The 13,385-nt window shown below is 71.0% G+C and carries 11 protein-coding genes; 6 read left to right on the forward strand and 5 right to left on the reverse strand.

All coding sequences use genetic code 11. The features are described from left to right. Positions 1–15 precede the first annotated feature (15 nt). From QRX60_RS17695 to QRX60_RS17705, 3 genes are read left to right on the forward strand one after another with little or no spacing between them, the layout of a single operon-like run. Complete coding sequence (locus QRX60_RS17695; protein ID WP_286001877.1) at positions 16–3,165, forward strand: lantibiotic dehydratase; 3,150 nt, start codon at positions 16–18, stop codon at positions 3,163–3,165. Next, positions 3,162–4,367, forward strand: coding sequence for a lanthionine synthetase C family protein (locus QRX60_RS17700; RefSeq protein WP_286001878.1), 1,206 nt, complete (start codon positions 3,162–3,164; stop codon positions 4,365–4,367). The genes QRX60_RS17695 and QRX60_RS17700 overlap by 4 nt, the downstream gene beginning before the upstream one ends. After that, positions 4,349–5,335, forward strand: a complete 987-nt coding sequence (locus QRX60_RS17705; protein ID WP_286001879.1) for a thiopeptide-type bacteriocin biosynthesis protein — start codon at positions 4,349–4,351, stop codon at positions 5,333–5,335. Before QRX60_RS17700 ends, QRX60_RS17705 begins: the two co-directional genes overlap by 19 nt. A gap of 671 nt (positions 5,336–6,006) precedes the next feature. On the opposite strand, the gene QRX60_RS17710 is transcribed toward QRX60_RS17705, so the two are convergent. The 5 genes from QRX60_RS17710 to QRX60_RS17730 all read right to left on the reverse strand — a co-directional run bounded on the left by QRX60_RS17710 (position 6,007) and on the right by QRX60_RS17730 (position 9,878). Next, positions 6,007–6,384 carry a hypothetical protein gene (locus QRX60_RS17710; protein ID WP_285997628.1) on the reverse strand — a complete coding sequence of 126 codons (378 nt, stop codon included), beginning with the start codon at positions 6,382–6,384 and terminating at the stop codon, positions 6,007–6,009. Continuing rightward, positions 6,374–7,162 carry an IS21-like element helper ATPase IstB gene (gene istB, locus QRX60_RS17715; RefSeq protein ID WP_020661064.1) on the reverse strand — a complete coding sequence of 263 codons (789 nt, stop codon included), beginning with the start codon at positions 7,160–7,162 and terminating at the stop codon, positions 6,374–6,376. The genes QRX60_RS17710 and istB overlap by 11 nt, the downstream gene beginning before the upstream one ends. A gap of 31 nt (positions 7,163–7,193) precedes the next feature. Next, on the reverse strand, positions 7,194–8,549 hold the full coding sequence (istA, locus tag QRX60_RS17720; protein ID WP_285997627.1) for an IS21 family transposase: 1,356 nt from the start codon (positions 8,547–8,549) through the stop codon (positions 7,194–7,196). Positions 8,550–8,689: 140 nt separating this feature from the next. Beyond that, complete coding sequence (locus tag QRX60_RS17725) at positions 8,690–8,836, reverse strand: hypothetical protein (protein WP_286001880.1); 147 nt, start codon at positions 8,834–8,836, stop codon at positions 8,690–8,692. Between the two features lie 220 nt (positions 8,837–9,056). Further along, on the reverse strand, positions 9,057–9,878 hold the full coding sequence (locus tag QRX60_RS17730; RefSeq protein WP_286001881.1) for an SAM-dependent methyltransferase: 822 nt from the start codon (positions 9,876–9,878) through the stop codon (positions 9,057–9,059). 309 nt (positions 9,879–10,187) lie between these two features. Here QRX60_RS17730 and QRX60_RS17735 point away from each other — a divergent pair, with 309 nt between their 5' ends. The 3 genes from QRX60_RS17735 to QRX60_RS17745 are packed head-to-tail and all read left to right on the forward strand — an operon-like array spanning position 10,188 to position 13,299. Continuing rightward, entirely contained in the window at positions 10,188–10,424 is a 237-nt protein-coding gene (locus QRX60_RS17735) for a hypothetical protein (RefSeq protein WP_286001882.1), read from the forward strand. Then, positions 10,421–10,993: an RNA polymerase sigma factor gene (locus QRX60_RS17740; protein ID WP_286001883.1), complete on the forward strand. Its 573-nt coding sequence runs from the start codon at positions 10,421–10,423 to the stop codon at positions 10,991–10,993. The genes QRX60_RS17735 and QRX60_RS17740 overlap by 4 nt, the downstream gene beginning before the upstream one ends. Continuing rightward, positions 10,990–13,299, forward strand: a complete 2,310-nt coding sequence (locus tag QRX60_RS17745) for an EAL domain-containing protein (RefSeq protein ID WP_286001884.1) — start codon at positions 10,990–10,992, stop codon at positions 13,297–13,299. The genes QRX60_RS17740 and QRX60_RS17745 overlap by 4 nt, the downstream gene beginning before the upstream one ends. The last annotated feature ends 86 nt before the right edge of the window (positions 13,300–13,385 follow it).

Here is a 13,385-nt window from a genome sequence, read left to right on the forward strand (position 1 = left end):
GGAGAGCCGACCGCCATGACCGTGTCCCCGCGCTACCAGCACGCCGGCCTGCTTCTGGCCCGCGTCACCACCGATCCCGGTGATCTCGACCCACCGACGCGGCTCCACCCGGGCGACCCGGTCGCGGTCGAGCAGGAAGGCAGTGTGTGGCTGGCGAAAGTGTGGGCGCGCCCGGAGGTGAGGGACGCGGTAACGCTGGCCAGCCCCGTCCTCGGCGCCCGCGTCGACCGCATCGTCAGCGACAGCACCACCAAGACCACAGCGAAGGAGTTACGTCGTGCCGTGGTGTCTGTGGCGTCTTACCTGTTGCGCTGGCAGCGGCGGTCGACGCCGTTCGGCCTGTTCGCCGGCGTCGGCGTTGTCGACATCGGTCCCGCGACGGCCGCCGTCGGAACGCGGCATCGGGCCGTGGCACGGGTGGACGGCGAATGGCTCACCGCGCTGATCGACCGGCTCGAACGGCATCCCGTTCTGCGCCGGCGTTTGACGGTCGTGGTGGACGACGCGCGGATCGTGCGCGATGGACGCGTGATCGTGCACTGCCGGGCCGGGGTCGGCGCCGCCACACCCGGGCCGTTGCGGGAGTCCTCGGTGCGGCTCACCCGCCCGGTCAGGTTCGCGTTGGCCGCGGCCGCTGCGCCGATTCGCTTCGACACCCTCGTCGAGCGGATGACCGGCGAGTTCCCGTCTGCGTCGCCCGGCAAGATCGACGCCTTGCTGCAAGGCCTGGTCGACGCCGGTGCCCTGATCACGAGTCTGCGGCCGCCGATGACCAGCGCTGACACCGTGGCCCACCTGGTCGGAGCCTTGCGCGCGGCCAACGCGGAAACTCTCGACGACGTCGCCGCAGTCCTGCGTGACCTCGATGCCATCACCGTCGACCTCGCCCGGCACAACCACGCAAAGGACCCTGATCAGGCGCGGGACATCCGCGCCGCGGTCGCGGCCCGAATGCGTGCCCTGGTGCCTGATGCCAGCGATGTACTGGCCGTCGACGTGCGCCTCGACGCGACGATCACCCTGCCCGCGCGGGTGCTCGACGAGGCCACACGAGCCGCCACCATCCTGCTGCGGACCACGACACAGCCGTTCGGGACGGCCGCGTGGCTCGACTACCAGGCCCGCTTCCTCGCCCGCTACGGTCCCGGCGCGCTCGTGCCGGTGCGGGACCTGATCGCCGAGTCCGGCCTGGGCTACCCGGCCGGCTACCTCGGCGCGCCCCGCGCGAGGCCCGCGTGGCGTGCGCTGACCGACCGCGACGCCACTCTCCTCGCGCTGATCCAGCAGGCCACCCTGTCCGGAGCGCGGGAGGTCGACCTGACCGACAGCGATGTCGATGCGCTGACCGTCGGGGACCATTCCGACGTTGTCCTGCCTCAGCGGGTCGAACTGGGCGTCGCCGTCAATGCCGCATCGACGGCGGCGATTGACCGCGGCGAGTTCCAGTTGAAGGTCACGGCCGCGCCGCGCGCGTACACCAGCATGGCCGGCCGATTCGCCGACCTGCTCGATGACGCCGACCAGGCCCGGCTGGCCGCGACCTACAGTGCACCGCAGCCTCCGTCGGACCAGGACGTCCCGGCCACGGCGGCCGCGGACGTGGTGGCCGTACAGCTATCGTTCCCGCCGCGCCGACCGCACAACGAGAACGTCGCGCGGGTTCCGCCACTGCTGGGCAACGTCGTGTCGCTGTCGGAGCATCCCGACCCCATGCGCCCGAACCTCACCGTCATCGGGGTGGACGCCTTGGCGGTCACCGCCGACGCCGAGCAGCTGTACTTGGTGCAGATCTCCACCGGCCGGCGGGTGATACCGCGGATTCCGCACGCGCTGGACACCTCGGTGCAGAGCCCACCGCTGGCCCGGTTCCTCGCCGAGGTCGCCGACGCGCGCAGCGCGGTGTTCCGCGGCTTCGATCTCGGCGCCGCCCGGGTGCTGCCCTACGTTCCGCGCATCCGCTACCGCCGCACGGTCCTCGCCGCCGCCCGCTGGCTCCTCTCCGACACCGACCTGGCCGCGCGCCCCGAAGGCGGAGGCTACGACGAGGCGTTGCGGGCGTGGCGGCAGCGGTGGCAGGTACCAGCCCGGGTGGTGCTGGTCCACGGCGAGCTCCGCCTGCCCGTAGACCTCGACCAAGAACTCGACCGCTCACTACTGCGGGCCCGCCTGGAGCGAGCGGGCCGGGTCGAACTGCACGAAGACGGCCCGCCGGACGGACAAGGCTGGATCGGGCGACCGGCAGAGCTGCTGATCCCGATGACCGCGATCACCCCGCCAGACCGGCCGTTACCCGCCACCGCAGCTCCCAGTGCGGTCCTGCAGCCCGGTGACTCCGCCCTGGTGCACGCGCAGATCGTCGGCAACCCGGCACGCTTCGACGAAATCCTCACCAGGCACCTGCCCCGCTTCGCCGCCGAACTCCACGACGCCGGCGAACCGGACAGCCGGGTCGCGTCGTGGTGGGTACGGCGGCACCGCGACATGATCCGACCCGAGGCCGACCAGCACCTCGCAGTGTTCCTGCGCCTGACTCATCCGCGGCACTACGGCGCCATCGCCGCCCGGCTGGCCGCGTTCGCGACCGACCTCGAATCCCGCGGGCTTTCCGGCCAGCTCACGCTCGCCCCCGCGCCGCAGCACCTCGCCCGCTACGGCGACGGCCCCGCGCTCGCGGCGGCCGAGCAGGTCTTCGCCACCGACACCGCGGCCGCCATCGCTCAGCTCGACGCGGCGCAGGTGTCCGGGATTCCCGCCCAAGCGCTGGCCGCGGCGTCACTGGCGCACCTGGCCGCATCCTTCGCGCCCGATCCACACACCGGGTACCGGGCGCTGCTGGGATGCCTGCGCCAAGAGCACGGGCCACTGGACCGGCAGCTACGCGAGCACGCGCTCACCGTGGCCGACTCCACCGACGGCTACCGCGCTGTTCGCGCGCTGCCCGGCGGCGAGGCGGTCGCCGCCTCCTGGCGTGCCCGCGACGCCGCGCTGCACGACTATCACGATGCCCTTGTCCAGCAGGGCCGAAAGCCGGGTGGGGTGCTGCGCACGCTGTTGCACGAGCACCATATCCGTGCCGTCGGCGTCGACCCGACGTTCGAGAAGGAGACCGGGCGCCTCGCCCGCGCGGTCGCGCTGCGCCTGCTCGCCGCGGCCGGTGCCCGATGACCGCCGACGCAAGACTCAACCCGGACGGCGCGGCGTCATTGACGCTTGATGATGTGACCGGCCAGTCCCTAGCCCGTGGCGGGGTCGCGGACGCGCTGCTGCACGTCGAACGCGCGTGGACGGGCGCCGGCAGCTGGGCCACCGCGCAGGACCACATCTGCCGGGTGGTGGCGGGCCCGGTCGACGCCGCCGACCACGCTGGCCTCTACTACGGCGCGCCCGCGATCGCGTTCCTGCTGCACGCCGCCGCCGACCACCATCCCCGCTACCGCACGGCCAGCCAGACGATGGACGAGCACGTGCTGCGCCTGACCCGGCGGCGCCTGGACACCGCCGCGACCCGGATCGACCGAGGGGAGCCTGCGGCGTTCGCCGAGTACGACCTGTTCTACGGGCTCACGGGCATCGGCGCTCTGCTGCTGCGGCATCACCCCTGCAGCGACGAACTGGCCGGAATCCTGCAGTACGTGGTCACTCTCGTCGCCCGACCGCGCCGCGAGGATGGCATCGAGTTGCCGGGCTGGTGGGCGGCGCACGATCCGGACGAGATCGTGCCGACCCCCGGCGGACACGCGAACTTCGGCATGGCCCACGGCGCAGCCGGGCTGCTGGCCTTCCTTGCCCTGGCCACTATGGACGGTCACGTGATCGACGGCCAGCGCGAGGCGATCAACGTGCTCACAACCTGGTTCGACCGGTGGCGCCAAGACGGACCGAAGGGATCGTGGTGGCCGCGGTGGATCACCCGCGATGAGCTGAACGCGGGTCGCCCTGCCCACACCAGCCCTGGCCGGGTCTCTTGGTGCTACGGGACGGTCGGCATCGCCCGCGCCCAGCAACTGGCAGCCCTGGCCACGGGCGACATCCGACGTCAGCAGGATGCCGAAGACGTCCTGGTCGCGGGCCTGACCGACACCCATCTCGACCGGATCACCGAGCCGGGCCTGTGCCACGGCATCGCCGGGGTGTTCCAGACCGCCTACCGCGCGGCCCGCGACGCCCGCGGACCGGCGCTGGCTGACCGGCTCCCGGCGCTGGCCGACCGACTCACCCGGCACGCACGCGGCGATGAGGACCGCCGCCATCGAGCACACGGGGCCGGGCTGCTGACCGGACGCGCGGGAGTGGACCTGGCGCTCGAGACCGCGCGGCGCAGCACGCCGCCTCACACCGGATGGGACGCATGCCTGCTGATCACCTGACCACCACGCCTCGGACGACCACGCCGCCGCCCACCGGTCTCCACGCCGCGGTGCTCGCGGTGCTCGCCGGCGCCGACCCCGCGGACGTTGCGGCTCGCCACGCCCTGGGGCCGGCCGACCTCGACGATGCTGTGCGGACTTACGAGGCCGCCGGGGTCGCCGCGCTGGAGCGACGTGCCGAAGACGCCTGGTACCAGGTGCGTGTCCAGTTCGCCGACTGGTCGGCTGTCGAGACAGTCGGAGCCACGATGCTCGGACCGGCCCTGGACGATCTTCGCGCCTGTGAAGCGATAGCGGGGTGGTGGTTTCTGCGCAAGCATCCCTGCTGGCGGGTGCGGTTGTGGCGCGCGAACACCGCGGCGGTCGACCGTGTGCTCGACCGGCTGACCGAAACCGGCGTTATCGCGCGCTGGTGGCCGACGGTGTACGAGCCGGAGACCGCGGCCTTCGGCGGTGCGGCCGGCAGCGACACCGTTCACGAGCTGTTCTGCGCAGACAGCGCGGGCGTGCTTGCCTACCTGCGCCACGACGTCCTTGGCCTCGGCCGTCGGGAACTGTCGGTTCTGCTGATGAGCGGGGTGATGCGCGCGGCTGGACTGGACACCTTCGAAAGCGGCGATGTGTTCGATCGGGTCGCTCGGTTGCGGCCTGCGCCGACCGACGCCGACATCGAGCGCCTCGACAAGCTGGTCGAGAGCGTGCGCCGGCTCCTGTCGATTGCCGACCTGGCCGAGAGCCAACTGTTCACGCCGGGCGGGCCGGTCGCGCACGCCGCGCCCTGGCTCGCCGCGTTGCACGTCGGCGGCGAACGACTCGGCCAGGACGCCGCGGCCGGGCGACTGGACCGGGGCCTGCGCGCCATCCTCACCCACGTGGTGATCTTCCACTGGAACCGCTTTGGTCTCTCCGCCACCAGCCAAGGCATCATCGCCCGCGCGGCGGCCATTGCGTTGCTGCCCCGGAGCTGATCATGAATCCCACACGTAGCGCGTCCAAGTTGATCGCCGCGATCCGCCGCCTCTGCCCTCGATGACAGTCAACGCGAACTGGTCGTGCACCAGCGAACGGTGGCAGGCAAAGATCGGGGTGCATTGCGCATTCTGAGGTGTCGACGTACGAGAGCCACCATCGCGGCGGAGTTCACCGATGACGATCGAAATCAAGTCGACTTATCCACAGGTGGTCTGCGGTGTGGACAATCTGTGGACAGTTCGCGGGCCTCTGCGAGCGCTCACCATAAGTTCTCGGTCAGAAGAGGCCGGGCTGATCGGCAACGTGCGCGCCTGGCTTCTTCGCCGGAATGAGTGCGATGCGCTCGAGGTCCATCAAGGTCGACCACTTACCCCGCCGCAGGAGTTGCTGGAGGACGGCGAGAGTGAGGCGGACGTCGGCGAGTGCGCGGTGTCGGTTGCGGGGGATCTGCGGCAGACGTCGCGCTGGGTAGCCTCATTAGTGTTAATTGCGGCGAGATCACGCTTCAGCTGTCAACCGCCGTGGGACGACACACGGGACAGCACGCGACGCAGAGCGACTGCCGCACCTGCTGTGCCTGCCGCCACTTCCCGTTGATGGCGCTCTCCGAGATGGGCCAGCCATGCTCTCCGAAATGGGCCAGCTGAGGAGTGCAGCGTAGCCGGTGTCAACGGCGGAGCGGGATCACTCCGTCGGGTGCCGCGACGGGCATCTGCGGTCGTGCGGCTTCGGGCGTGGTGAGCAGCGCGACGATGGTGACCGGGCCGCCGCAGTGCGGGCAGTCCCGCTGGGCCGCGATGTGCGGCAGCGGCGCCGCAGGCGCCGGCGGGGTCGCCGCCGGAGGCGGTGTCCCGAAGGACCTGGCGGTGCTGGCTGCGGGTGTGGTGCGCTCGACCTCCCGGCGGGCGGCCGCGGTGCGTTTGCACTGGCGCGAGCAGTAGAGCCGGGTCTTGGCCTGCCGGCCGGTCGCGACGAACCGCTCCCAACAGATCGGGCAGGTCTTGCGGGTCGCGTTGTAGTCCGGGTCGCGCGGGTCAGGAGACATGCGCGTTCACCGCCTTCCGCAGCTTGTCCGATGTAGACTGATGCGACCGCAACCGGTAAGACGGGCCGTCGATGCCGACCACGGTCGCGCGGTGCAGCAACCGGTCCAGCATCGCTGCCGCGACAGTCGCGTCGCCGAAAGCCGTTGCCCAGTCAGCAATCCCGACGTTCGTTGTCAGGATCGTGGACGACTTGAGGTAACGCTGGTTGATCACCTGGAACAAGGCTGAGGCCCCGTCGCCGGGTAACGGCAGATAGCCCAGTTCGTCGATCACGAGCAGTTTCGGGCCGGCGAAGAACCGCATGCAGGTGGCCCAGCGGCCTTCGACTGCGGCCTTGTGGCAGCGGGCGGCGAGGTCGGCCGCGGTGGTGAAGTAGACCCGGTTCCCGGCCTCGGCCGTCCCGCGCGCGAGCGCGGTGGCCAGCATCGTCTTGCCGACCCCGGGCGGCCCGACGAACAACACGTTCGACGCGTCGTCGAGAAAGCGGAGGGTGGCCAGGTCGCGGATGAGTTTCTCGTCGACCCCGGGCTGGGCGGCGAAGTCGAAGTCCGCCAGGGTCCAGGGATCGGGCAGGCAGGCGAACCGCAACCGGCCGGCCAGCCGGCGTTCTTCAGTGGCGTTGACCTCGATCTCCAGCAGCCGCTCCAGCGCAGCGGTCATCGACAGGTTCTCCGCCCGGGCCTGATCGAGGATCCGGGGCAGGGCTTCGGCGGCGTTGTCCAGCTTCAGGTAGGAGAAGTGCGAACGGAGTTGCTGATAGCGGCGGGCCTCGCTCATCTGTGGCCCTGAACGGTTTCCGGACAAGTGATCAGTCCTCCTCGGACTCATAGGTGGGTGCACTGCCCAGCTTCGCCGCGGTGGCGGCGTAGGTGGCCAGGTCGATCACGACGTGGGCCGCGGGCCCCGTCGCGGGCAGGCCGCGCAGTCGTGCTGCTTCGGCCAACGCCGCCGACGACGGCGGCCTGCGCGTCTTGTGGGTGCAGGGCCGCTCGTGGCTGAACGCGCCCATCGCGGCGTGTTCAAGCGCGATCACGTGCCCGTCGTCGCGGATCACCCGACCCGCCCCGTCCGGGGCCCGGCTGTGAACCGCGACGGTCGCGCCGCCCTCGGTGACGATCCGCAACATGTCCGCGCCGAGCCGGTGGCGGACCTGAACCTGCGCGCCGCCCAGCCCGGGCGGGACGGAGTAGGCGTTGCCGCGGAAGGACACCAGCGCCTGCGGCGTGACGATCCGACCGAGGTCGAACTCGGCCGGGAACGCGACCAGCGGCGGAGCATGCAGCCGCTCGGCCGCGGCCAGGCCGGCGACGGTGGTGCGTTCGCCGTCGATGACCCGGCGGCGACTGTCGAGCTTGGTCGCGAGCCGGTCCAGCCCGGCCTGGGCCTCGTCGATCGTGACCTCGTCGCCGAGGGTGCGCCACCAGCGCTGCGCGGCCGAGTGGTTGGCCTTCTCGACCACGCCCTTGCGGTTCCCGCGCCGCGGCGGACACGTCACCGACCGGACTCCATAGTGCTTGGCGACCTGCGCGAACGCAGGCGTGATCCGGCCGGAGGCGGGATGGCAGACCGTGGCCATCCGGTCGAACCGCCAGACCTGGGTCACCCCGCCCAGCCGGCGAACCACCGCATCGAGGGCCTCGATCAGGTGCGGGAAATCCTCGGCATCGGCCAGGACCCCGCGCCACTTGCTCGAGTGCGCCAGCGCGCCGACCAGCAAATGCGCCTGCTTCCCGGCGCCCCAGCTCACCGGCGGGTCCGGCAGCTCCAGCCAATCCCACTGAGTCTCCTCACCCGGCGGGTGAGTGATGATCGCGACGTCCCGGCCGCGGGCCACCTGGCAAGGCTCGCAGTGCGGGCGCAGCTGATAGCGGCGCAGCGCGCGGGTGAACGTCGAGTATCCGCCCTGGTAGCCGAGCTCGGCGACCTCGTCCAGCAGCGTCGCCGCCCACAGATGCGGGTCGTCGGCCAGCCGGGCCCGGCAGTAGGCCACGAACGGCTCGAACGGGTCCGGCCCCACCGGCCGGCGTCTGCCTGGCACCACGTCGCCGGCCAGGTAGCGGCGGATGGTCTTGCGGTCGCGTCCGAGATGTCGGGCGATCGCCGAGACCGACCAGCCTTGAGCACGCAGCGCCTGCGCCTCCACGTCTTCCTCCAGAGTGAGCATCCACGCCTCCGGCAACGGTCTCGGTGATCAACACCGAAACCGTCACCCCGAGGCCGCTGACCAGCGCAAACGACGCGCCGACAGGACACCCCAACTGGGGAATTTCAGAGAGCAGGACTGGCCCTATTCAGAGAGCACCATCACCGTTCTAGTTCCTCGGCCTGTCCTTGCGCGGCCAGCAGATCGATCAGCCACTCCCCAGCGCGCCTGTCGCCGTTGTCGGCATGGGTGCGCATCAGCTGGAGAGCGTCCTCGTCCTGTCCACGCTCGGCCAGCAGCTGAGCCAATCGGTAGGCAGCGCTTGCGTTGCCGTCCTACCTGGCTGGCATGAAGAACCAGGAATGAGGCGTGTGCGGCGACAGTTGGGTCACGGCCCACGATCGCGAGTCACGCCGCCGACGTTCGACCGAGTTGGCGACCGAGGTGGCAGTACGAACGGCAATCCCTGTCCGCGCCGGCCCGGTGATTTTTGCAGTCCTCGTGATCGGTTGAAGCGCCTCCGCCCGTTCAAACGAGGAGCCGGGCGAGGCCCGCGATGACGAGGTCGTGCTCGGAGCCAGTAGGCGGGGAAGTGTCGGGTTTCCACTGGTTGGCGATGGTGACACCCGGTGGTACGAGGTCGAGTCCGTCGAGCCACTGCGACAGTGTGGCACGGGTGCGGGCGACCAGCGGGCTGGCGCTGTTCTGGTACAGCTCGATGCAGGTGCGGACCTGGCGGCGTAGCTCGGGCGGGGCGGTCTCGTCGGTGAGGTGTGACAGCGCGAGGTAGCTGCCGCGGGGCAGGGCGTCGCGATAGGCGTCGATGATGCCGGCGGGGTCGTCGCGGTCGGGGATGAAGTGCAGGACCGCGATCATCAGCAGTGCGATCGGCTGGTCGAAGTCGAGCAGTGCCCGGGTGCCCGGGTGGTCCAGGATGGCCTCGGGGTGGCGGAGGTCGGCGTCGATGACGGTGGTGGCCGAATCCTCGCGCAGGAGAAGCCGGCTCTGGGCGACCGCGACCGGGTCGTTGTCGACGTAGACGACTTTGGCGTCGGGAGCGAGGTCGCGGGCGACCTGGTGGACGTTGCCCACGGTGGGGATACCGGAGCCGATGTCGATGAATTGCCGCACGCCGGCGTCGACGAGGTAGGTCACGGCGCGGCGGAGGAAGTTGCGGTTGTCCACCGCCATGGTTTTCGCCGGCGGTAAGACCGTCAGGATGCGTTCGGCGAAGGTGCGGTCGATGGGGGTGTTGGTCGAGCCGCCCAAGAACCAGTCGTAGGCACGGGCGACGCTGGGTTTCTCGGGGTCGACGGCTGGACGATCGGACAGGTTGTCCTCGTTCGACACCTATTCTCCCCTCGCCGAAAATTCAGACTAGCAACCGCAAGATGCAGAAAGCATCCACCACTTGGGCAACGCCGGTGCCCACTACACCACACTCACCGCAATGGCCGCACCCGCACCTGAATCGAGTGACGAGCGACAGTTTCGGTACTGACGTTGCGCGACGGCAATCACGCTTCCGGGCGAGTCCGCGTTTTTTTGGGTGACATCGTGTCAAAAACTGGCTCTCTGGCCGAGTAACAGGTGTGAGCGTTGCGTTCCCCCGGGCGCGCTATTCCCGTCCCCGCAGAATCTGGAAAGGACTACCCCGAGATGTCCTCGAACTGGCCGCCTGTGCTGATGGTGGCGTTGACCGCCGCGCTGACGTGGCGGCGCACCCGCCCCGCCGTGGCCCGTGTGCTGCGCTGTGCCGCGGCGACGTGCCTGGCGTGGTGGTCGCTGCGCATGCTCGCCGCGCCGTCGGCGCCGGTGGTGGTGCTGCGCTGGCGGGTGTCCGGGCGGGCGCTGACGGTCGTGCTGGGGCCGCCGCTGGGCCAGGGCACGGAGTGACCGATTCGGCTCAACCTCCGGCCCGCAGACCGTGGACGGAGCAGGACTACCTCGAGTGCTCGACGATCGTCACCGAGAGGCGGAAGGCCTTGACCTCCTACGTCCGCAAGCTGGCCCCCGGCGTGGATCACGACAACGTCGTCGGCGAAGCGCTGCTGGCGTTGTATCAGCGGTGGGACCGCATCGACGGCGACAAGTTGTCCTGGCTCTACCGCGTCGCCCACAACAAGGCCGTCGACGCGACCCGGCACAAGGAGGCCGGGCACGCCGAGATCGACGAAACGGCCGGAGTCACCGACAAAGCCGCACCGATCGGAGTGTGGACCCCGCCGAGCCCGGGAGAGCGGCTGCTGTTCGTCGAGGCGATCGGCGCTCTGCCGCGCCGGCTCGGCCTGCCGCTGACGCTGCTGGAGAAAGGCTGGCGAGTCGAGGACATCGCCGAATACATGGGCCTGCCCACCACGACCGTCGGGGTCTACCTGTCGAGGGCGAAGAACTACCTCAACCGCCTGCTCACCGCCGCCGACGAGGCCAGACCAGCTCACCGAGCGGAAAGGAGGAACCGATGACTCCCTCGGCACCCAGGCCCACCAGCCCCCAGCCCCGCCGCAACACGGGCGTCCCGGCCTCGTTCCACGACCGGGCGGCCGCGCTCCTGGCCCGCATCAGCGCCTTCACCATCGCCGCCGATGACCGGATCAGCGACCCGGTGGCCGCCGCCGACGTCGCGGCAGCGGTGCGCGAAGCACGGACCCCGGCGCCGGCCGGGCTGGTGTTGACCGTCGACGACGCGATCGATTTCGGGCACCGCTGGTACGCGGCGCTGACCAGCGACGCCTACCTGCAGATCCACCGCAGGTTCGCCGAGCAGCAGTTCGGCCGCTGGACCGCGGCGATGCTCACTGCCTTCGGGGCGCCCGTCCTCGATCCGCATCGCCGGCTCGGCCCACCCGGCGACCTCCCCGCCCCGCGGGGGATCGGCTACGAACTGGCCTACGTGCACAAGCTGCCCGCCGCCGCGCTCGGCACCTGCGTGGCGCTGCTGTCGGACCTGGCCGCCGAATACACCCCCGGCGCGTCCCGCGCGACCCGAACCGCGGTCGTTGGGGCGTTCGCCAGCGGCTTCGGCGAAGGGCTGCAGGAACGCGTCCGGGACGAGCAGACCGCGCTCACCTCCGCCTTCCTGCATCTCAACCCCGCGACTGGCCGGGAGGACGGGCCGGCGGCGCGGCGGTTCCGCGCCGCGGTCGCGGACACCGTCACCGCGGTGCTGGCCCTCGACGAGCACGGCGGCATCCTCGAGGCCAACACCACCGCGCAGAACCTGCTCGGCGCTACGTTGGCCGCACTACGCGGACGCACCCTGGCCGAGCTCGCGATGTGTGCCGATGACGCCGAGCAGATCACCCGCGCCGCCGAGGCCCTGCGCACCGCCGGGGCCGATCTGCCCGGCGCCGCGCAGGCGCACGTGGAGTTCCGCATCACCAGCGCCACCCACCCCGGCGCCCGCTGGCTCACCGCGACCCTCGGCCGCGCCGGCGGCACTCAGCGCGGCTACTCGGTGGTGCTGGAGGACGTCACGTTTCTGCGCGGTCTCGAGCGCGGCATCGACATCGAACCCAGCACCGGGCTCCTCACCGAGCAGGCCTTCACCGCCCAGACCGCCCGCATCCTCACCGAGTCCCGAGACCGGATCGCGTTGCTCACGATCCGGCTCTCCGGTTGGTCCCACCTCGACCACGTGTTGCCCCAGGAGCTGCGGGCCGGGCTGCTGAGCCAGCTGCACACCCGTATCCGCGCCGCCCACGACCCCGTCCGCCATCGCCAGCTCGTCGGCCGCCGCGGTGACGAAGTCCTGGTGCTGCTCTACGACCTCACTGATTGGTCCACCGTGATCCACCTGGTCAAGCAACTCTCGGACTGGCTCCGCGACCCCGTCCACCTCGATGCCCACCAGATCCGGCTGCACCCGCGCATCGGCGTCGCCCAAGCCCGCCCGGCCGACACCCTCGATGATCTGCTGCGCCGCGCCCGCCGGGCACTGCACGATCCCGCTCACGCCCGCGTTCCCTGGATCCATGTTGACCCCGTCACCCAGCCCGCGACCGGTGACGACCGGCACCGGGTGGAACTGCTGGCCGAACTCACCAGCGTCCTGGAAGCCGGCACCCTCGGCGTCGACTACCAGCCCATCTGCACACCGGCCGGTGCGCTGGCCGCGGTCTGGCCACAGCCATACTGGCTCAGCGGCACCGGCGCGCGCCGGGAGCTGGCCGAGATCGCCGAGCTGGCCGAACACACCGGCTTGCTCGCCGCCGCGCTGCCGCACGTGCTCGCCACAGCCGCTCGCGACACCACCCGCTGGACCGCGGCTGGTCGCGTGGCGCCGGCGGTGCTGCTGGGGCTGCCTGGCGCCACCGTTCACGACGACGCGCTGCTCGACACCCTCACCGCGCAGGCCGCCGACAGTGGTCTGCCCGTCGGGTGCCTGCATTTGGCCATCCCCGCCCGCGCCCTCACCGGGGCCCCCGCGGTCCTGCGCCGGCTCCGTGAGCTGCCCACCGGGCCCGCAGGGATCCGGCTGGCGCTGACCGAGGTGCTCGACGATCACGTCCCGATCGAGGCGTTCACCACCGTTCCGTGGGCGATGATCGGCCTCACCGCCGCCACCGTCACCGCGTTGACCACCACCCCCGCCGGCACGACTCCGCTGGTTGCCGCGCTCACGACGATCCGGGCCTTCGGAGCCCAGGCCCTCACCGACGTCACTGAGGGGCGGCCGCCGCATCGCGGGTTCGACCTCCACCACGCTCACGGGACTATCACCGCCGACCTGGTGCACACCTTGCTGTCCGCACCGGGAACCCGCGCGTGACCGCCGTGTCCGCTGGGGCGGCGATGCCGTGTTCCCCGGATGAGCGTCGCCCTGGCGGGCACACCCTGTTGCCGTGGCTGGGAAAC

Origin of the sequence: Amycolatopsis mongoliensis, assembly GCF_030285665.1 — a bacterium.
Lineage (GTDB): Bacteria > Actinomycetota > Actinomycetes > Mycobacteriales > Pseudonocardiaceae > Amycolatopsis > Amycolatopsis mongoliensis.